The organism is Microlunatus sp. M237 (assembly GCF_056896895.1).
This window is the reverse complement of the sequence record NZ_JBXHBL010000003.1, coordinates 1,010,383-1,029,395: the sequence shown is the minus strand read 5'-3', so window position 1 is coordinate 1,029,395 and position 19,013 is coordinate 1,010,383. Positions and strand designations below refer to the sequence as shown.

At 69.7% G+C, this 19,013-nt stretch carries 17 protein-coding genes; 9 read left to right on the top strand and 8 right to left on the bottom strand.

Annotation, left to right across the window (positions count from 1 at the left end):
* The 4 genes from AC1XX3_RS15805 to AC1XX3_RS15790 all read right to left on the bottom strand — a co-directional run bounded on the left by AC1XX3_RS15805 (window position 1) and on the right by AC1XX3_RS15790 (window position 5,201).
* On the bottom strand, window positions 1-1,398 hold the full coding sequence (locus tag AC1XX3_RS15805) for an HNH endonuclease signature motif containing protein (RefSeq protein ID WP_483322084.1): 1,398 nt from the start codon (window positions 1,396-1,398) through the stop codon (window positions 1-3).
* A 263-nt stretch (window positions 1,399-1,661) separates the two neighbouring features.
* Window positions 1,662-2,294 carry a bifunctional 4-hydroxy-2-oxoglutarate aldolase/2-dehydro-3-deoxy-phosphogluconate aldolase gene (locus AC1XX3_RS15800; protein ID WP_483322083.1) on the bottom strand — a complete coding sequence of 211 codons (633 nt, stop codon included), beginning with the start codon at window positions 2,292-2,294 and terminating at the stop codon, window positions 1,662-1,664.
* A gap of 10 nt (window positions 2,295-2,304) precedes the next feature.
* A complete protein-coding gene (locus AC1XX3_RS15795) occupies window positions 2,305-3,294 on the bottom strand; it encodes a sugar kinase (RefSeq protein ID WP_483322082.1) in 990 nt (329 codons plus the stop codon).
* A complete protein-coding gene (locus AC1XX3_RS15790; protein WP_483322081.1) occupies window positions 3,291-5,201 on the bottom strand; it encodes a penicillin-binding transpeptidase domain-containing protein in 1,911 nt (636 codons plus the stop codon). The genes AC1XX3_RS15795 and AC1XX3_RS15790 overlap by 4 nt, the downstream gene beginning before the upstream one ends.
* A 229-nt stretch (window positions 5,202-5,430) precedes the next feature.
* On the opposite strand from AC1XX3_RS15790, the gene AC1XX3_RS15785 reads away from it, so the two are divergent.
* Window positions 5,431-6,060 carry a hypothetical protein gene (locus tag AC1XX3_RS15785; protein ID WP_483322080.1) on the top strand — a complete coding sequence of 210 codons (630 nt, stop codon included), beginning with the start codon at window positions 5,431-5,433 and terminating at the stop codon, window positions 6,058-6,060.
* A 27-nt stretch (window positions 6,061-6,087) separates the two neighbouring features.
* Here AC1XX3_RS15785 and AC1XX3_RS15780 read toward each other — a convergent pair whose 3' ends face one another.
* The 3 genes from AC1XX3_RS15780 to AC1XX3_RS15770 form a co-directional block, all read right to left on the bottom strand.
* A complete protein-coding gene (locus AC1XX3_RS15780; RefSeq protein WP_483322128.1) occupies window positions 6,088-6,354 on the bottom strand; it encodes a GNAT family N-acetyltransferase in 267 nt (88 codons plus the stop codon).
* Window positions 6,355-6,356: 2 nt separating this feature from the next.
* Window positions 6,357-8,393, bottom strand: coding sequence for an N-acetylmuramoyl-L-alanine amidase (locus tag AC1XX3_RS15775; RefSeq protein ID WP_483322079.1), 2,037 nt, complete (start codon window positions 8,391-8,393; stop codon window positions 6,357-6,359).
* A 292-nt stretch (window positions 8,394-8,685) separates the two neighbouring features.
* The gene (locus AC1XX3_RS15770; protein WP_483322078.1) at window positions 8,686-9,471 is read right to left on the bottom strand and encodes a trans-aconitate 2-methyltransferase; all 786 of its coding nucleotides are present in this window, start codon (window positions 9,469-9,471) and stop codon (window positions 8,686-8,688) included.
* Window positions 9,472-9,548: 77 nt separating this feature from the next.
* On the opposite strand from AC1XX3_RS15770, the gene AC1XX3_RS15765 reads away from it, so the two are divergent.
* From AC1XX3_RS15765 to AC1XX3_RS15755, 3 genes are all read left to right on the top strand, one after another.
* Entirely contained in the window at window positions 9,549-10,274 is a 726-nt protein-coding gene (locus AC1XX3_RS15765) for a dienelactone hydrolase family protein (protein WP_483322077.1), read from the top strand.
* Window positions 10,275-10,433: 159 nt separating this feature from the next.
* Window positions 10,434-11,360, top strand: a complete 927-nt coding sequence (locus AC1XX3_RS15760; protein WP_483322076.1) for a MurR/RpiR family transcriptional regulator — start codon at window positions 10,434-10,436, stop codon at window positions 11,358-11,360.
* A 187-nt stretch (window positions 11,361-11,547) separates the two neighbouring features.
* Window positions 11,548-12,816, top strand: a complete 1,269-nt coding sequence (locus AC1XX3_RS15755; protein ID WP_483322075.1) for a multidrug effflux MFS transporter — start codon at window positions 11,548-11,550, stop codon at window positions 12,814-12,816.
* Window positions 12,817-12,865: 49 nt separating this feature from the next.
* Here the strand turns inward: AC1XX3_RS15755 and AC1XX3_RS15750 are convergent, their stop codons facing one another.
* Window positions 12,866-13,348, bottom strand: a complete 483-nt coding sequence (locus AC1XX3_RS15750) for an HNH endonuclease (protein WP_483322074.1) — start codon at window positions 13,346-13,348, stop codon at window positions 12,866-12,868.
* 139 nt (window positions 13,349-13,487) lie between these two features.
* Here AC1XX3_RS15750 and AC1XX3_RS15745 point away from each other — a divergent pair, with 139 nt between their 5' ends.
* The 5 genes from AC1XX3_RS15745 to AC1XX3_RS15725 are packed head-to-tail and all read left to right on the top strand — an operon-like array spanning window position 13,488 to window position 19,005.
* Entirely contained in the window at window positions 13,488-13,775 is a 288-nt protein-coding gene (locus AC1XX3_RS15745; protein ID WP_483322073.1) for a methylated-DNA--[protein]-cysteine S-methyltransferase, read from the top strand.
* Entirely contained in the window at window positions 13,775-14,005 is a 231-nt protein-coding gene (locus tag AC1XX3_RS15740) for a methylated-DNA--[protein]-cysteine S-methyltransferase (protein ID WP_483322072.1), read from the top strand. Before AC1XX3_RS15745 ends, AC1XX3_RS15740 begins: the two co-directional genes overlap by 1 nt.
* A 4-nt stretch (window positions 14,006-14,009) precedes the next feature.
* Window positions 14,010-16,682 carry a PEP/pyruvate-binding domain-containing protein gene (locus AC1XX3_RS15735; protein WP_483322071.1) on the top strand — a complete coding sequence of 891 codons (2,673 nt, stop codon included), beginning with the start codon at window positions 14,010-14,012 and terminating at the stop codon, window positions 16,680-16,682.
* 56 nt (window positions 16,683-16,738) lie between these two features.
* Entirely contained in the window at window positions 16,739-17,488 is a 750-nt protein-coding gene (locus AC1XX3_RS15730; protein WP_483322070.1) for a hypothetical protein, read from the top strand.
* Window positions 17,488-19,005 (top strand): DNA polymerase Y family protein, encoded by a 1,518-nt coding sequence (locus AC1XX3_RS15725; RefSeq protein ID WP_483322069.1) that lies wholly within the window; start codon window positions 17,488-17,490, stop codon window positions 19,003-19,005. The genes AC1XX3_RS15730 and AC1XX3_RS15725 overlap by 1 nt, the downstream gene beginning before the upstream one ends.
* Window positions 19,006-19,013: the final 8 nt, after the last annotated feature.

The window sequence follows — 19,013 nt, the reverse complement described above, 5'->3', positions numbered from 1 at the left end:
TCAGCATAGTGCTGGCTCCTTCGGACGGACGCTCACATTCTTTGTTTGGTTGAGGTGTCGTCGTCGGATGCGGTTGTTGATCATGGGGATCTGGCTGGGGTCGGCCCATCGGGGAGGGGTCCACGCTGGTAGACCGTCAGGGTTGAGGGTGCAGGTCCAGCCGCGTTGTTCGAAATGGGTGTGGTGATAGCGACACAACAGGGTCAGGTTGGCCACATCGGTGGGGCCACCGTCGACCCAGGGGATCAGGTGGTGCCGGTCGCACCATTCCGGTGGAAGGTCGCAGCCGGGAAACGAGCAGCCACCGTCGCGGGCGATCAACGCATACGTCTGGGTCCTGGTGGCGATCCGCCGCGTCCGACCCAGGGTGAGTGGTTCGCCGGTGGCGCTCAGCACGGTGGGAATGATCTCCGCCTCCCCAGCCAACCTGAGCAGCTGCGCGGGGGTGAGCAGGGTGTTGGTGCTGGTCTCCGCGTGGCCGGTGCGGTGCAGCAGGTCGTCGGCGGTGATGGTCACGATGACCGTGGCCGGGGTGCCTCCGGTGTCGGGCAGCCCACCGGCGCGTAGGGCCCGGGCGGTGAGGTCGGCGAGGGCGTCATGCAGCCGCTGCCCATGGGTGCGACCGTCCACCGTCGGGTTCGCTGCCCCGGTCGCATCTACCCGTGGTTTGGCCAGCGGTGACAGGACCGCCCATAGGGCTGTTCCGGTGTCGCCGGTCAACCGGCCCTCGAGCAGCCAGCTGCCGTCGCGGGTGGCGACCAGGCGCAGGTGCCGCCGGTCGGCTTGGAGTTGTTCGTCGGGGACCGTGCCGTCGGGGTCGTAGGCCTCGACCAGCTTCGTCGCAATCAGCCGCAGATCTCGTGGAGCGAACGTGTGCGCATACCCGCTCAGCTCAGCTTCCGCGGTGACGACAACGGAGGGGTCGTAGGCGGGATGGTCCAGCTGCTCCAACGCGCGCTCGATGATGTCGACCTGCTCGGGGCTGACCTCGCCCGCACCTTGGGCGGTGGCCAGGACCGGGTGGGACGGTTCCACCTTGAGGCCGTGCATGGTGCGGTGCGTTCCCAGCGCCCGGGCGGCCCGGACCCGCCGGCCCGCTTCGGCGTCGGAGACCCTGAGCAGTTGCACCAGCAGTGCTTTGGTGGTGCGGGCGTTCAGCTGGTCGGCGACCTGCCGCTCGTCCAGATCCGACACCAGCCGATGATCCACGATCGACATCCGGTTTCGGACCCGCTCGAAGTTCACGGCGAACCGCAGCAGGTCCGGATCATCCAAATGATCCAACCCACCCTCGCCCACCGCGGCGATCAGCCGGTCCAGCGCCCCCGACAGCTCCGCCAGGGCATGCACCGCGGGAGTCGTGTCCGACTCGTTGTTCGATCCCCCGATCACGTCCATGCTTCATTCTAATCGAACACATGTACGAATACAAGACTAGACCGAGGAAATCTTTGGGAGGTTAGAGAGGGGAACGGAGCGGAGCACGCGGTCCTGAGGGCCCGGTCACTGCCAAGCGTTGAAAGTCGCTACGCAGAACTCGCGGCTGTCGCTTGGTTCCACGGCAGACCGCTCACGGGGACAGGGGAGCGAAACGACGACGACGCTGAGACCGACACGAATACCAGGACAGTCCATCCGGACGGGAAAGCCGAGATGAGCTCTCAGGCTCGAGCCTCGCGAATGGCCGCCAGCAGCGCCTTCACGCTCGCCGCCGGATCATCGCCCTTGGTCAGCGCCGACCCCAGCCCGACCGCCCGCGCCCCAGCCTGGATCCACGCCGCCGCCGTGTCAGGTGACACCCCGCCGGTCGGGATGCAGTCCAGCTGCGGCAGCGCCGCCAGGACATCCTTGAGAATCTTCGGCGACCACAGGCTGGCCGGAAAGACCTTCACCATGTCTGCCCCGAGCGTCGTGGCCCGCAGCATCTCGGTGGGAGTGCTGCAGCCGATCGCCGTGGCCACGCCGTAGCGCTGACCCACCTCGATAACGTCCTCCATCAGCGTCGGCGTCACCAGCAGCCGTGCGCCGGCGAGGATGGCCATGCGGGCCGTTGCTGCGTCGAGAACCGTACCCGCGCCGAGGATGCGCGGACCCTCGACCTCGGCCGCGAGCGTCTCGATCGCCTGCAGCCCGCCCGGGGTGGTGAGCGCGACCTCCACCACGTCCACGCCGGCGTCCCAGATCTGTCGCGTGTACGCGACGGCTTGGTCGGCGCTGTCGGTGCGCACGATGCCGACCACGCCCGAGTCGAAGATGGCGGTCTTGACCTGAAGGCGGGAATGGGGAACGGTCATGACGGCGATCCTATCGGTCGATGTCCTGGCTCTCCGCGAGGATCGCGTCCCGGGTTGCGACGTCGGGAAGCCCCACCGAGTCACCGTGGGTGGCCACCACCAACGACGCCACCGCGGAGCCCTGGCGGAGCCGATCGACGGCCGGCAGCCCACGCAGCCAGGCCGAGAGCCAACCGGTGTTGAACGCGTCCCCAGCCCCGACCGGGTCGATGGCGGTGACCCGACGGATGGGCTGGTGCGTCTGGCCGTTGCGGTCGTGCTCGGTCGCCCCCCGCTCGCCGTCCTTGACCACCACGATCGCCGCACCGCGCTCGGCGTACCACTGGGCCGGGTCCACCCCGGGGGAGACGATCTCTGCCTCGTCCGCACCGGTGAGGACGATGTCGGCCTGACCGGCCAGGACGTCGATGATCTCCTGCCAGCGCGCCGGCGACGCCAGCCGGAGGCGTACGTTCGGGTCGAAGCTCACCGTCACGCCGGCTTCGCGGGCCACCGTCATGGCGTGCAGCGTCGCCTCGAACGCCGACTCAGACAGCGCCGCGGTGATCCCGGTGGCGTGCAGCAGCCGAGCCTTCTGCACCAAAGCCTGCGGTACGTCGGCCACCGTCATCGAGGTTGCCGCGCTCCCGGCCCGACGGTAGACCACGCTGATCGGGCGCCCCTGCGGCGAATCGCGGATCAGCAGCCCGGTGGGCAGTTCGGGATCGCTGACCAGGTGCGAAACGTCGATGCCTTCACTGCGCAGCTCGCGGCGGATCCGCTCACCGAAGACATCGGTCCCGACCTTGCCGAAGTAGGCCACCGAATGGCCCAGGCGCGCCAGACCGGTGGCCAGGTTGCTCTCGGCCCCGGCGACCAGCAGGTCGAGGCTGCGGGCCATCAGCAGCGGCGAGTCGGCGGTGGCCAGCATCAGCGCCATCGACTCACCGAACGTCACGATCTCAGCCGACCCGTCGTGGTCGCTCCACATCGGCGGGCTGGTCGTCAGCTCTGTCGTCACTGTGCATCCTCCAAGAAGCTCTTCAGCAGCGGTCCGGCGGTGCCGGATCCGGAGTTACCGTCGCCCACGAAGACCGCCACGGCAAGATCACCTTGGGCGGCGATCATCCAGGCGTGGGTCTTCGGGGGTTCGTCGTTGCCATACTCGGCAGTCCCGGTCTTGGCGATCACCGTCGGCGGCTGCAGTGACTGCAGGGAGGCGCCGCTGCCCTCGGACACGACCGCGCCGAGCATCTGCTTGAGCTGCTTCGCCTCGGCCGCGGTGAGCGGCTTCGCCTTGGAGGTGGCCTTCTTCTCAGACACCAGATACGGCAGCACGGTCCTGCCTCCCTGGACCGAGGCGATCACCGAGGCCATCGCGAGTGGCGACGCCTGGACCTTGGCCTGACCGATGAGTGCAGCCGCCTGTCCGGTCTGTGAGCTCTCGTCGGGCACCGAGCCGAAGAAGGAGGGGAAGCCCACGTCGTAGTCCGTGCCGAGGCCCAGGGAAGCGGCGGCAGCCGCCAGATCGCCGTCGGCCAGCTTGCCGCGCTGGCCGATGAAGGCTGTGTTGCAGGAGTTGGCCACAGCCGTCTCGAGTGAGATCGAGCCGAGTTGGCTCGAGGGATAGTCGCTGTAGTTCTTGAACCGACGTCCGTCCACGGTCAGCGTCGCCGGGCAGGTCACGGTGGAACTCGGCGACAGCCCCGCTCGCAGCAGGGCCAGCGAGCTCGCCACCTTGAACGTCGATCCGGGTGGGAACTGACCGGTCGTGGCGGTGGACAGCTCCTTCGAGCCCGGTCCACTGGCCGCCGCCAGCACCTCGCCGGTCGACACCTTGAGTGCCACTATGGCGCTAGCCGGCTTGGTCGAGGCCAGCGTCTTCTCGGCCAGCGTCTGCAGCGCCGGGTTCAAGGTGAGCTCCAGGTCCTTGCCGGCCACCGGCTTGGCCTGGAACACCGTACGGGCGGGCTCCGGAGACGCCGACGACGACGGGGCGGTGCTGGGCGACGGGCTGGGCGTTGCCGCGGTCTTGGTGGGCAGCAACCTCACCTCCGCCCCAGGCGTACCCCGAAGCTGGGTGTCGTAGCGCAGCTGCAGCCCCGACAGGCCGACCTGATCCCCGGCCACCACCGTGCCCTTGGACTTGGCCACGATCTCCGCCGTCGCCTCACCCACCACGCCCAGGATCGGCCGAGCGAAATCCCGGGTCGGGGCCAGCATCTGATCATCCTGGATCGCCAGCGCACCGTCGATCGCGAAGACGGCCTTGTTGGCCGGGCGGTTGTCGGCGTCTGCGCGCAGCACGATCGCCTCGACGAACGCGGCCGCGCCCGCCTTCTTCACCTTCGCGACGTAGGCGTCGGCGTCGATGTCCACCAGCTTGGCCACGGCGCGGGCCGACGCCTCCGCCTTGGCCCCGGTGACCGCCGACTTGTCCACGCCGATCCGCACCACCGGCCGCGGCACGACGATCTCCTCACCGTCCGCGCCGAGCACCGAGCCACGCTCTGCCGCGACCCGGCGCTGGCTGAGCCTGGTGGTGCCGGTCAGCTCCGGCTGCACCAGGGAGGGCTGCCAGCTGGTCTTCCACGTCCCGCCGTCGCGCACGAACTGTGCCGTGGTTTCGTACGCCCACGGTGTCGGAACCCCGGGAAAGGCCCAGCGGTACGCGAGTGTGGCGGTGGCGGCGTCAGACGTCGCGTCGACAGCGCCGACCGTCACACTCGGGGTGAGCGGACCCATACCGGCGACCAGGGCCTTCAGCTGATCGTTCACCGTGGAACTTTCGGCGCCCGCGAACGCGAGTGTCGAGACGTCCTTCTTGGCCAGACCGGCGGCCAGGGCCGCTGCGACAGCATCGGGTCCGGAGCCGTTGCTGGGCGGGTCATCGGGGGCGCCGCCCTTGGCGGTGCAGGCTGTGGTCATCGCCAGCGCGAGGCAGCACGCCGCCGCCAGCAGCCGCAGTCGTGCCCGGTGGCGATCAGCGCCTCGCCGGGATCGACGGCGATCATCCAGCTGCCGTCGATCGGGACCGTCATCGGGACTCGTGGGGGGCTTCGCGGACCAGGTTCGTCGACGCACCTGCGACATACTGCCACCAAGGTGCTCCGGCGGCACGTCGATGACTCGGCGCGGCGGCGTAGGGTCGGGCCGCATGGGAATCTACGCACGCCGCCCGTGGCGCTTTCTGGGACAGGTGAGTGCCGACCTGTTCGTCCTGGTCTGGGGGATCGCGTGGTGGCTGGTCGGCCGGTTCGTGGACGAGAGCATCGACGCACTCGCCGTGCCGGCACGCAAGACCGCCGAGACGACCCAGTCCATGGCCGATCAGCTCCGTGACGCCGCCGTACAGGCCTCCGAGGTCCCGGGCATCGGTGCGGAGCTGCGCAAGCCGTTCGACGCGGCGGCGGGCTCCCTCGGCGGAGTGATCGACTCCGCGCACCAGCAGGTGGCCAGCATCGAGCGGCTGGCCAGCGTGGTTGGCTGGCTGGTGTTCCTGATCCCGGTCACCATCGTCGTTGCTCTGTGGCTACCGCGGCGGGTCCGCTTCTTCCTCCGGGCGCGGGCGGCACAGCGCTACATCGACACCCGGGCCGATCTCGATCTCTTCGCGCTACGAGCCATGGCCACCCAGCCGATGCATGTGCTGGCCACCATCAGTGATGACCCGGTGCGGGCCTGGCGTGAGGGCAATACCGCCGTGATCAACGAGCTGGCTGAGATCGAGCTACGACGTACCGGCCTCCGGATGCCGGCGGCCCCCCGCTCAGGGCACCCGGGGTGACTGCTGGGCGTGGTCGACGGTCGCTGATCAGTCCAGCAGGTCCGCGTACTCGGGATGCCTGGCGATGAAGTCCGCGGTATAGGGGCATGCCGGCTGCACCCGCAGTCCACGGGTACGGGCGTCGTCCAGTGCGAAGGTGGTCATCCGCCCGGCGATGCCGTGGCCACGCCAGGCAGGCCGGGTGCCGGTGTGGGTGATGATCATGGTGCTGCCGCGCAGCGAGAAGTCGATCTCGCCCACCAGGTCATCACCCACCCGACCCTCGTAGCGTGCCCGGGAGTCGTCGCGGTCGATCGTCAGTTGTAGGTCACGACTGTCTTGCCGGTCGCCTTGGTCCATACGATCTTGCCTCCCTGGAAGTCGGTGGCTCGGCCACCGCTCACAGCGTAGTCACTACGGATCGGCATCCCGAGCCGTGACTTCTCGGCCTTCAGACCCTGATAGGTCTTCCAGATCGCGCCGTTGACCTCCTTGGTGCCGCCGGCCGAGGTCCAGAACAATGCGCCGGTCTGGAACACCTGGACCTGCGACCCTGCCACCGCGCCCGGGTACTGCGAAGCGGTCGGCAGCCCGAGGCGGGTGACATTCGCGCCGAGGCCCTCGTAGTAGCTGTGGAAAGACCGATACACGTCGTGTGCTCCGGTCGCTGAGCTCCAGTACAGACGTCCGGTCTGGAACCGCTGGACCTGGGAACCACTGATCCGGCCGGGCGTCTGGGAGGCCACGGGCAGGCCCATGTGCGTCTGGGTCGCCCCCATCGTGGTGTAGCGGGTGTAGAAGGCTCGATACACGTCCACTGCACCCGTCGCCGAGCTGTGGTAGATGGCTCCGGAGGAGAACCGATTCATCGTCGAGCCGTACGGGCCTGACACCTGGTCCGACGTCGGGAAGCCGAGCCAATGGTTGGCCATCCCGAGGGCACGGTACTTCGTGCGGATCGAGCCCTTCAGCCAGTACGCCCCGGTCGCCGGGCTCCACAAGATGTCGGCACCGCCGAACTGCGTGACCCGTCCGGTGCCGAGGGCGGTCTCGCCGATGTGCGGCTCGCCGACCCAGCCCTTACCGCCGCCGAGTGACTGCCAGCGCTGATAGATCGGCGTGTTGTACGAGCCGATCTTGCTGCTGACGTCGGCCCGCAGATCGCTCATCCGTGACCGCATGTTCTTGCCCGGGCACAGCGTCGACATCACATCTCCGTGACCGGCGATGATGTTGATCTTCTTGCCGGCCAGAGTCAGCGTGCCGGTACCGGCACGATAGTTGCCCTCCAGCTTCCAGGCGAGCAGCTTGGCCGTGCTCTCCAACATCGTCGCGGTGGGCTTGGCGGTCTCGAAGTTGCCCATCAGTGAGACCCCGACCGTGTCGGTGTTCCACGACGTCGCGTGCGCGCCGTGCACCGGCTTGGTGGCGCCGCCGTAGCGGCCCTCGAACACCGTCCCGAATTTGTCGATCAAGAAGTTGTAGCCGATGTCGCACCAGCCCTGGGTCTTCACGTGGTACGCGTAGATGCCGCGGACCTGAGCGGCGGAATCGGCGGCGGTGTAGCTGTTCGACCCTGCGGTGTGATGCACGATCGCAGCCCGAATGGTCGTGTCGTAGTTCGGCTTCGCGCAGTCGGAACCGTTGTAGGACCGCAGCTTCTCGTCGGCGCCCCAGCTTTTGCGCGAGACCACCTTGGGCTGTGGGTAGAGATAGGGGAGCGACGGTGCGGAGGCCTGCGGCACCGGCATCGCCCGGCTCGAGACGGTGGCGTCCTCACGAAGCTGCTGCGGGTCGACGAGCGCCACCTGCAGGTCCGCGGGCGCGGCCACGGCGGCCGCCTCGGCCTCGGACGACGCCGACATGACCCGGACCTCGACCCCGTCGGAGTTGCCCACCCAGAGCGGCGTGGTGCCGGGCCGGGCCTTGGCCGCCTCGGCGCCGCTCGGGCCGCCGTCCTCGGTCTCGAGCAGCTGCCAGTCGCCCCAGCTGCCGGCGGTCCGTACCCGGACCTCGACCTGCGGCGGGGTCTTCGTGCCGGGAGCCCAGGTGACGCCGACGGTCGAGAAGTCCTTGGTCTTCTGCTGCGGTAGCGCGGCCACCAGCTGTTGGGTGCTGCGCTGGCTGCTGCGCTGTTGCGCCGTGCGCTTATTGGCCGCAACGGTCGGGATCTTAAGGGTGCGGACCTCCGGCGTGGCGGCTGCTGGTTCGGCCTGGCTCGGGGTGGCGACCAAGCCGGCGCCGAGGAGGGCAAGCACGGTGGCGCCCACGACGGGGCGCAGCAGACGGGGAAGTCGCCGCAGGGACACTGCAGATGTGCGGACAGGGTCGGGGGAAGGGTGGACGGTCTTCATGGGGTTCCTCACAGTCGACGCGACCGCGCGGGCCCCCGAAGCCGCAGACGATCGGCGCCACCCGCGTCGGCTCGTGTGACGAATGTGGCAGCCGTGATCAGTATGTCCGCTGGGGTGGGAGTTGCCTAGCCAAGCGAAGCAACTGTCAGGCGTTCCTTCACGGTTGCCCATTCCGCGCTGAGCATCGAGTACTGGACGGTGTCGCGCCAGCTGCCGTCGCGGCGCAGCCGATAGTGGCGAAGAACGGTGCACGCTGTCGCGTCCTTATCTCAGCTGACAGCCTCCGGCGCGCTCAGCTGCCGTCGACGGCGGGCTGGTGCCGAGCCACCACGAAGACGCGACGAAACGGCAACACCGTGCCGAACGCATGCTCGGGGTACGCCTGCCGCAGCGCTGCCTCGTAGTCGCTCTCGAACTGTCCGCGAAGATCGTCCGGCAGCGCCTGCAGAACCGGGCGTGCTCCCGTCCCGGAGATCCAGCGAAACACAGGGTCAGGGCCGGTGAGCACGTGCAGATAGGTCGTCTCCCAGGCGTCCACGGTGCAACCCAGCGCCGTGAGATCGCCGAGATAGGTGGCCGCGTCGAAGGCAGCCGGCCGTTCCACTCCCGCGGTGTGCGCGGCGAAACGGGGGTCCGCTGCCAGCTCGTGCAGCAGCCGGTGGCTCGGCTCGTCGAAGTTGCCCGGTACCTGGAAGGCCAGCCAGCCACCGGGAGCGAGTGAGTTGACCAGCCGGGGGAGCAGCTCGCGGTGTCCGGGCACCCACTGCAGAGTCGCGTTGCTGACAATGACATCCACCGGTTGTCTCGGTTGCCACAGCGCCACGTCGTCGACGGCGAAGTTCACGGAGTCGACCCCCAGGGAGCGGGCGCGTTCGATCATGGCCGGTGACGAGTCGATCCCCGAGACCTCGGCCTGGGGCCACCGCTTCGCCAGGGTCGCGGTGAGCTGGCCAGGGCCGCAGCCGAGGTCGATGACCCGGGCGGGTGCCTCCGCGTCGATGCGGCCGACGAGGTCGACGAACGGTCGTGATCGCTCGTCGGCGAACTGCAGGTAGGTGGTCGGGTTCCAAACTGCCATGCGTGCCTCCAGGTCAAGTATCTTGATGTCAAGATACATTGGAGGCATCGACCTGTCCACGCGAGTACGTTGTGATCATGATCGAGCTGAAGCAGCCCACCACGGTCGACGTCCCCACCCGCGACGGTGCGATGCCCGCCCTGCTCTGGGTGCCGCCCGCCGGGTCCGGACCGGGGTTGGTGCTGTTCCAGGAGATCTTCGGCGTCAGCCCCTACATCCAGGCCCGGGCTGCTGATCTGGCGGCTCTCGGCTATGTGGTGCTGGCTCCCCAGCTCTACTGGCGGCTGGAGACCCAGACGGTGGACGAGTCGGCCGATGACGTACTCGGCCAGGCGATGGGTCTGGCTTCGCAGCTGGACTGGGATCGGACCGTGCAGGACGGGGTGGCAGCCCTTGAAGCGCTGCGGCGTCGGCCAGAAGTCGTCGGCGGAGCAGGCCTGATCGGCTTCTGCTTCGGTGGCGGACTCGCGTTCAACGTGGCGGCTGAGACCGATCCCGCCGTCCTGGTCAGCTACTACGGGTCAGCCCTCGGTGGACTGACCGAGCTGGCCCCCCGGGTGAGGACGCCGAGCCTGCATCACTTCGGACTCGAGGACGCCTATCTCGATCGCGACACGCAGTCGGCCATTCGAGCTGCGCTGGCCGGCCAGCCGGACACCACGATCCAGACGTACGAGGGCGCGGGCCATGCGTTCGACAACCCCAACCCGATGTTCCACCACCCGGCTGCGTCGCGGATGGCATGGGAGTCCACCGTGCGTTTCCTGGCCGAGAAGCTGCCGACGGGCACCGAGCCATCCTGATGCCCGGCTGACCTGGTCATTGACCGCCGACCATCACCGCAGCGTGACCGGCGGGCTCATCCGCCGTTCGCAGCGGGTCGCGGATGCTGGTGCACAGTGTGCCGCGCGTCGTCGCCCGCTACGCTCGACAGAACGAGCGACAGGCGGGAGTGGGCAAAGGTGAGCGAAGCGGAGCGTACGCCGGAGGCGGAGCCTCACCGGCCGCCGCTGTCGATCCTGATCCGGGTCCGTGGCGCCCTGCCCAACCTCCGCCCGGCGGAGCAACGGGTGGCCGCCGCCGTGCTCGCCGACCCGGCCGCCATCTCCGAGAGCTCGATCACGGCCGTGGCACGTCAGTGCCAGACGTCGGAGACCACGGTGCTGAGGTTCTGCCGGGCCATCGGGTTGGCTGGCTATCCCGAGCTGCGGATCGCGCTGGCTCGCGCGGCGCAGTGGGAAGAGACTGACCAGAGCGCCGGCGCACCCACCACCGGTCAGATCAGTGCCACTGACTCGCTCCAGGACGTGGTGGCCAAGATCACCCACGCCGACGCCCGCGCCATCGAGGACACCGCCGCCGCCCTCGACCTGACAGTGCTGGAAGCGGCAGTGACCGCTGTGGCGCAGGCGCCGCGGATCGACATCTACGGCTCGGGTGCCAGCTCGCTGGTCGGCCATGACCTGCACCAGAAGCTGCACCGGATCGGCATGGTCTCCTTCGCCTGGCCGGATCCGCATCTCGCGCTCACCTCGGCCGCCGTCCTGCGCCCCGGCGACGTGGCGGTGGGTATCTCGCACACGGGGACGACCATTGACACCATCGACAGCCTGCGCACCGCACGGCACCGCGGGGCGACCACCATCGCCATCACCAACTTCGTCGGCTCCCCGATCGCCGCGGAGGCCGACCACCTGCTGGTCACGGCCGCCCGGGAGACCACCTTCCGTTCCGGGGCGATGTCGAGCCGGATCGCCCAGCTCGCCCTGGTGGACTGTCTCTTCGCCGGCGTGGCACAGCGCTCCTACGACTCGGCCATCGAAGCGCTGGAGAGCACGTTCGCTGTCGTCCGCACCCGGCACGGCGGTCGCCGGCTCAAGCCGAGCTGATCATGCCCGGGAGTGCTGATGCGCTCCACCCGGACCCGGCGTCGCCGGCGGGGAGCCGGCCGGCACCGTACTCGAGAGCGGTTGGAGTGCGCTCTCGAGAGCACCAGACCGGTGTCGGATCAGTGTTCTGCCCCGGAAACGTCGCACGATCCGCGGCTGGGCCGGGTGGGTCGCTCTAGGGTGAGGTGTGCCACCGACCGCGAACCGACCTGCAGCCGCAGCCGAAGGGTCCTCGACGCGGGTCATCGTCGTTCTGGGACTACTGGCCACCTTCGGCCCGATCTCGCTCGACCTCTATCTGCCGGCGCTTCCTGAGCTGGCGGTTTCGCTGGCTGCGTCCACATCGAGCGCGCAGCTGTCCATCACGGCCTGCCTGCTGGGACTGGCGGTTGGCCAGCTCATCGCCGGGCCGCTGTCTGACCGCTATGGGCGACGGTGGCCGTTGGTCATCGGCCTGGCTCTCTATCTGATCACCTCAGCCGCGTGCGCTCTCGCGCCGAGCATCGAGGTGCTGCTTCTGTTCCGGCTGCTGCAGGGCTTGTCGGGAGCCGCCGGTCTCGTCATCTCCCGGGCGGTGGCGCGTGACCTGTACTCGGGTCGGGCCCTGGTGATCTTGTTCTCGCGGCTGATGCTGGTCTCGGGGCTGGCCCCGGTGATCGCCCCGGTGCTCGGCGGCCAACTGACCCGGGTGATGGGTTGGCGCGGCATCTTCGGTGTGCTGGCGGCCTTCGGGGTGGTGCTGCTGCTGGCGGGACTCCTCGGGCTGCGGGAGTCGCTGCCGGCCGAGCGTCGGACCTCCGGTGGGCTCGGTGCCACCATGGATGGCTTCCGGTCCCTGCTGCGCGACCGGTTGTTCGTGGCCGTGGTGGCCGCGGCCGGACTGGCCAGCGCCTCGATGTTCGCCTACATCTCCGGGGCCACCTTCGTGCTGCAACGGCTGTACGGCCTCAGTCCTCAGGCGTTCTCCTTCGTCTTCGGGGCGAACGCGCTCGGCATCATGGCCATGGGGCAGCTGGGAGGCCGGCTGGCGCGGCGTCATTCACCGGCGCGGGTGATGGCGCTCGGGCTGGCGATCAACCTGGCCGGTGCCACCGGGGTCGCGATCTGTGTGCTGGCCGGGCTCGGGCTGGCGTCCTTGGTCGGTTCGCTCTTTGTCATGGTCAGCGCGGTCGGCCTGATCTTCCCCACCTCCACGGCGCTGGCCCTGGCCGACTACCCGCACCGGGCCGGCACCGCGTCCTCGCTGCTCGGTCTCGGCCAGTACGTCGCGGGTGCTCTGGTCGCCCCGCTGGTCGGGATCGCGGGGGAGCAGACCGCCGTACCGCTCGGCCTGGTCGTGCTGTCCTGCAGTCTGGCGGGCTCCGCCGTGTTCGCGTTGCTGGCCGTACCCGCGCTGCGGCGACGTCACCGTGCGGCGCCGGACGCTCCAGCTACCGTGGAGCCGCCGCCGGCCTGACCGGCTCCGCCCCAGTGACTCGCGGGCGCGATTGGTCCGGATGGGCCCGTCAGGTGACCATCGACGCCCGGGGGACGTACGGCTTGTGCGACATCCGCATCCCGGCCTCGGCCGGTGTCCGGTTGGCCTTGACGTTGTTGCAGGTACGGCACGCGGCAACCGTGTTCAGCCAGGTGTTCCGCCCGCCGCGCGACTGTGGCAGCAGATGATCGACGGTCTCGGCCCGGCCACCGCAGAAGGCGCAGGTATGTCGGTCGCGGCGCAGCACCCCCCGCTTGGACCAGGCCGGCGTCCGGGCGTACAGGAACGTGGTCTTGACGTAGCGGATCAGCCGCAGCACCAGCGGGAACGGGTAGGGGCCGATCTGGTGACCCGCCCGAGACTCCTCGATGATGGCGACCTGCCGGACGAGCATCTTGATGGCGTGCTTGACCGAGACCACGTGCAAGGTGGTGTTGTCGGTGTTCAGCACGACAACGCCCGTGGGTGCGAACCCGGCGGCTGGAAACGCGGTCGCAGTCATTGCAGTCATGGGCACTCCCTTGTCGTTCGCGCCCGGGCGGTCGAACCTGGACCACCAGGGTGCACGAAAGATCCTTGTGCTGTCATGGGGATTATCTTCCTTCCGTGCCCATAACTCACGAACGACTCGGGATTGTCGTCTTACTGTCATGAGATCTTCGTCGGCCGCTCCGGCCCGGACCTGGGTGAGCATCGCGTCAGTGCTGGGTGAGCTGACCGCGGTGGCCGCTGATGGCGTGCTGTGCGGGCTCTATCTGCCCGGCCATCGACCGGCACCGTGCGCCGCGTCTCTGGGCGTGGCGGGAGATGCCCGCGGCGGGCAGTTCGATGCCCTGCACCGTCAGCTGGATGAATACTTCGCGGGCCGCCGACGAGTCTTCGACCTGCCCGTGTCGCTCAGCGGCACCGACTTCCAGCGCGGGTCTGGCGCGAGCTGATGACGATCGGCCACGGCCACACGATCAGCTATGGCGCCATCGCGGCGCGGCTCGGCGCGCCGGGTCTGGTCCGCGCCGTCGGGGCGGCGAACGCCCGTAATCCGGTCAGCATCATCGTTGGCTGTCATCGGGTGGTCGGGTCCGACGGGTCGCTGACCGGCTACGCCGGTGGACTGGAACGCAAACGTTGGCTGCTCGACCACGAACGTCGAGCCGCCGCCCTATCGTGAGGTCATGACGCGCCTATATTGGTTGGCTGCGATCGATGATCAGGACCGAGCGTCGGTCGGAGGCAAGGCAGTCAACCTCGGCATCCTCACCCGGGCCGGTTGGCCGGTGCCGCAGGGCTTCTGCCTCGGTACCGAGGTCTATCGGCTGGTCGTGGCCGACCGGCTTGCGACCCTGCTCGGCGGCCAGGACGGTGCCGATCCCCACGCGTGGGCGGCGGCTGCCCGACAGGCCGTGCTCACCGCGCCGGTGCCGTCGGAGGTGGTGGCGGCCCTGTTCGACGGCTACGCCCGACTCGGCGACGCGGTGCCGGTCGCTGTCCGGTCCTCGGCCACGGCCGAGGACCTCCCCGACGCCAGCTTCGCAGGACAGCAGGACAGCTTCTTGCACGTGATCGGGGAGGAGGCGCTGCTGTCGGCGGTACGACAGTGCTGGGCCTCGCTGTGGACCGCACGCGCCGTTGCCTACCGCCAACAGCACCAGATCGCGCCGGATGAGGTGGCCCTGGCGGTCGTGGTGCAACGGATGGTCCCGGCCAGCGTCGCAGGGGTGATGTTCACCGCCGACCCCGTGACCGGCACGCGGCACCACACGGTGATCGAGGCGAGCGAGGGTCTGGGGGAGTCTGTGGTGTCCGGAGCGGTCGACCCGGACCGGTTCGTGGTGGACAGCCTGCTCGACCGCGTGGTCGAACGACACCGCGGTGCCCGGCAGGTCCTTGTTCGCGGTCGGGTCGGCGGTGGCACCGAACGGCTGCAGCGGTCGGCGTCGGCCGAGGGGGACTCACTGGCCGAGGACCAGGTCCTCGCGCTGGCGGCGATGGGGCGAGAGGTGGCCGCCCACTACGGCCACCCCCAAGACATCGAGTGGGCCCTGGACAGCGACGGAGCACTCTGGCTCACCCAGGCTCGGGCGATCACCACGTTGTATCCGGTGCCGGGCGGCGAGCAGGAGGGGTCGCCCCTGCGGGCGTACTTCTGCGTCACGCTGGCTCAGGGGCTGACCCGGCCGATCACCCCGTTGGGGTTGTCCGCCTTTCGACTGATCGGGTCGTCGGTCGCGGCGCTGGCGGGTCAGCCGCCGACCCGGCGCCGGGTCGGACCGGCCTCACTCGCCGTGGCCGGACAGCGGGTGTTCGTCGACGCCACCGACGTGCTCCGCGACCGGTTGGGGCGCCGGGTGGCGCTGTCAGCCTTGGACGTGATGGAGGCCAGAGCGGCGACGGTCGTCCGTCGGCTGGTCGAGGAGCCCGCGTTCGCGCCGCAGCCTGGTTCGGTCAGGGCCACCGCGTGGTCGATCGCGAAGGTCGTGCTGCAGCTGCGGCTGCCCTGGCGGGCGCTGCTTGCGCTGCTGAGCCCGAGGCTGGCTTATCGGCAGATGGCGCGCGTCGAACGCCGGGCGCTGCAGGCGGCTGCGGTGCCGGACGCCGCCGGTACGGTCGATCGGCTGGCCCTGGTGGAGGAGGTGCTGGCTACGCGGGTGTTCAGGTTGATGCCGACCCTGGTGGCCTACCCGATGGCCGGCTTCGCAACCTTGGCCCTGGCTCGCCGACTGTTGGGTGACCTGGCCCGACCCGGAGATCTGCAGACGGTGCTGCGGGGACTGCCGCGCAACGTCACCACGGAGATGGATCTGGATCTGTGGCGGCTGAGCATGATCATCAGTGAAGATCGGGCCAGTGCGGCCTTGTTCGCCACCGAGGGTGACTCAGCTCTTGACCAACACGACGTGACTGAGCTGGTGCGCCGTTGGCGCGAGGTTTCGCTGCCGCCGGTTGCCGCCACTGCGACAGCGGAGTTCCTTGCCCGGTACGGACATCGAGCCGTAGCAGAGATCGATCTCGGGATGCCTCGATGGTCGGACGACCCCAGCCACATCTTCGGCATGATCAAGAACTATCAGCGGTCGATGGGTCCTGACCGAGCGCCGCCGGTGCTCTTCACTCGCGCGGCCGCCGACGCGCAGTCCATGATCAACATCTTGGTGCACCGGATGCGCGGACGCAGCCGGTGGCGGGCCACCGTGGTGGCGCTGGCGCTGCGCCGGACCCGCGCCCTGGCCGGCCTGCGGGAGTCACCGAAGAACGCGGTGGTGCGGACCCTGGCTGTGCTGCGGCAATCACTGGAGGTGGTCGGGGCCGAGCTGGTGGAGCACGGCCGGTTGGTCGAGCGCGAGGACGCCTTCTTCTGCACGTTGGAGGAGCTGGACGCCGGGTTGGCCGGGACCGATCTGCGTGCCACGGTTCGGCGGCGACGGGCGGAGTATGACCGCGAGCTCGGCCGGCGACACGTACCCCGGATCGTGCTGTCGGACGGCACCGAGCCAGAAGCGGTGCGGCGGCCGGAGGACGCGGTGGCCGGGGACGGCGACCTGGTCGGCAGCCCGGCCTCGGCCGGCACGGCGACCGGCCGGGCCCGGGTGGTGCTGGACCCGCGAGGCGCGCGGCTGGAGCCCGGGGAGATTCTGGTGGCGCCGTCCACCGACCCGGGCTGGACGCCGTTGTTCCTGACCGCTGGCGGGTTGGTGATGGAGATGGGCGGGGCCAACTCGCACGGCGCCGTGGTCGCCCGGGAGTACGGGATCCCGGCCGTGGTGGGGGTGCCTGAGGCCACCCGCCGGATCGAGAGCGGACAGCAGGTGAGAGTCGACGGGGCAGCCGGACGGGTTTCGTTGCGCTGATCGATGGTGCTGGACGCCCAGTTGACGGCATCGAACGTCTGTTCGATTATAGGGAGGTGACCATTTCTCCCGCTCCGCTCGGCGTCCAAGAGCTGCAGGCGCGGGTGCACCGGATGCAGGGCACCACGATGGCGCGTTCGCTGGAGATCCTGCCCGCGTTCGCCGGTCTGCTGCAACTGCAGACCGGGTCGACGTACGCGGTGGACAACGTCGCACTGGCCATGGCGCTGATGGCCGGACCGTCCGCGGCGGGAGCCTGGTCAGCGGTGGTCGGATCCCCCGACTTCGGGATCGAGGCAGCATCCGACTTCGGCATTGATCTGGATCGCACCATCGTGGTGCCCGACCCGGGTGAGCACTGGCTGAGCGTCACCGCCGGTCTGGTCGACGTCGCCACCGTGGTCGTCGTCCGTCCGCCGGCCCGGGTCACCGAGCACCAGGCGGCGAGGTTACGGGCGCGGCTGCGCCAGCGGGACGCGGTGCTGATCGCCTGGGGTGACTGGCCCCGCAGCGACGCCCGGTTGACGCTGCGGTCCTCCACCTGGCACGGACTCGGCCGGGGGTACGGCCACCTGCAGGGTCGGCAGGCGGTGGTCGCGGTCGGCCGGGGGTCCACCCCGACCCGTGAGGTCGCGATGTGGCTGCCCGGTCCTGACCGCCAGGTGAGCCTGGTCGAAGACCATCTGATGAACAGGGTCGAAGACCATCTGATGAACAGGGTCGACGACCATCTGATGACCAGGGTCGACGACCACCCGATGACCAGGGTCGGCGCACCGTCGATGCCGGCGGCTCAGGCGGGCTGATGTCTCGGGTGATGGTGGTCTGGTGCCCGGACTGGCCGGTGGTGGCGGCGTGCGTGGAGGAGGAGCTCTCCACCCGGGCGCCGATCGCGGTGGTCCGCAACAACCAGGTGCTGGCCTGCTCGGCGAGCGCCCGGGCGGAGGGGGTGCGTCGGGGGATGCGGCGCCGGGATGCGGCGTCGCGCTGTCCCGAGCTGCTGCTGGTCGACGCCAACGAGGAGCGGGATCTGCGGACCTTCGAGCAGGTGCTGACCGTGATCGAGGAGGTCAGCCCCACCGTGGCCCCGGTCCGACCGGGGTTGTGCGCCCTGGGCGTACCCAGCCGGTTCTACGGCGGCGAATCCGAGGCGGCGGCCGTGGTCGCCGAGCAGCTGGTCGGAGCCGGGGTGTGGGACTGCCGGATCGGGATCGCCGACGGGGTCTTCGCCGCCGAGCAGGCTGCCCACCGGGCCGCGCCGCAGGACAGCTACGTGGTGGAGCCGGGTGGGTCGGCCGCATTCTTGGCCACGCTGCCGATCGGGGTGCTGGACGACGCGGAGATGGTCAGCCTGCTGGCCAGGTTGGGCATCACCACGCTGGGCGACTTCGCCGGCCTGTCCGCGCGCGACGTGCTGACTCGGTTCGGGCGTCAGGGTGCCTGGCACCACCGGCTGGCTCGCGGACAGGACACCCGGGCGGCGGCCGGACGTACGCCACCGCCGGAGCTGGACGCCCGGGTCGACTTCGTGCCACCGCTGGAGCTGATCGAGCCGATCGTGTTCAGCGTCCGGCAGACCGCCGAGCGGTTCGTCGCCGAGCTGGCCCGGCACGGCCTGGTCTGCACCACGGTACGGATCGAGGTGACCGGTGACGGGAACTGGACCGCCGCCCGGCGCTGGGCCCATCCGCGCTGGTTCGGAGCCAGCGATCTGATCGACCGGGTGCACTGGCAGCTGCAGGCCGACCCCTCCCCGGAGCCGGTGACGGGGGTCCGCCTGGTGCCCGAGTCTGTCGAGTCGGTGGCCGACCAGGGTGAAGGGCTGTGGGGCAGCGCCCCGGACGAGCGGATCGAGCGAGGAGTGGCCCGGCTGCAGAGCATGCTCGGTCCCGACGCGGTGCTGGCGCCGTCGCTGCAGGGCGGCCGGGACGCCCGCGACCGTCAGCTGGTCTCGCCGTGGGGGGAGCGGGTCGAGAACCGTCGCCCGACCGGTCTGCCCTGGCCCGGCAGCCTGCCCCCGCCGGCTCCGACCCGGGTCTTCGCCACTCCGCGGGCGGCGCAGGTGGTCGGACTGGAGGGACAACCGGTGGGGGTGACCGGACGCGGCTCGGTGACAGCGGAGCCGGCGTTGTTCCAGGTCACTGAGGACGCCGCCATGATGCGGGTCGAGGCCTGGGCGGGACCGTGGCCGATCGACGAGCTGTGGTGGGACGCGGCGGCGGCGAGGCGGGTGGCCCGCTTTCAAGTGGTGGGGGTGGACGGCAGCGCCTGGCTGCTGGTGGTGGAGAACGGCCAGTGGTGGACGGAGGCACGCTATGAGTGAGCACGCGC

Coding starts and splice junctions, on each gene's coding strand:
- AC1XX3_RS15805 (WP_483322084.1), bottom strand. CDS start 1,398: ATGGACGTGATCGGGGGATCGAACAACGAGTCGGACACGACTCCCGCG.
- AC1XX3_RS15800 (WP_483322083.1), bottom strand. CDS start 2,294: ATGACCGTTCCCCATTCCCGCCTTCAGGTCAAGACCGCCATCTTCGAC.
- AC1XX3_RS15790 (WP_483322081.1), bottom strand. CDS start 5,201: ATGACCACAGCCTGCACCGCCAAGGGCGGCGCCCCCGATGACCCGCCC.
- AC1XX3_RS15785 (WP_483322080.1), top strand. CDS start 5,431: ATGGGAATCTACGCACGCCGCCCGTGGCGCTTTCTGGGACAGGTGAGT.
- AC1XX3_RS15775 (WP_483322079.1), bottom strand. CDS start 8,393: ATGAAGACCGTCCACCCTTCCCCCGACCCTGTCCGCACATCTGCAGTG.
- AC1XX3_RS15770 (WP_483322078.1), bottom strand. CDS start 9,471: ATGGCAGTTTGGAACCCGACCACCTACCTGCAGTTCGCCGACGAGCGA.
- AC1XX3_RS15765 (WP_483322077.1), top strand. CDS start 9,549: ATGATCGAGCTGAAGCAGCCCACCACGGTCGACGTCCCCACCCGCGAC.
- AC1XX3_RS15750 (WP_483322074.1), bottom strand. CDS start 13,348: ATGACTGCAATGACTGCGACCGCGTTTCCAGCCGCCGGGTTCGCACCC.
- AC1XX3_RS15745 (WP_483322073.1), top strand. CDS start 13,488: ATGAGATCTTCGTCGGCCGCTCCGGCCCGGACCTGGGTGAGCATCGCG.
- AC1XX3_RS15740 (WP_483322072.1), top strand. CDS start 13,775: ATGACGATCGGCCACGGCCACACGATCAGCTATGGCGCCATCGCGGCG.
- AC1XX3_RS15735 (WP_483322071.1), top strand. CDS start 14,010: ATGACGCGCCTATATTGGTTGGCTGCGATCGATGATCAGGACCGAGCG.
- AC1XX3_RS15725 (WP_483322069.1), top strand. CDS start 17,488: ATGTCTCGGGTGATGGTGGTCTGGTGCCCGGACTGGCCGGTGGTGGCG.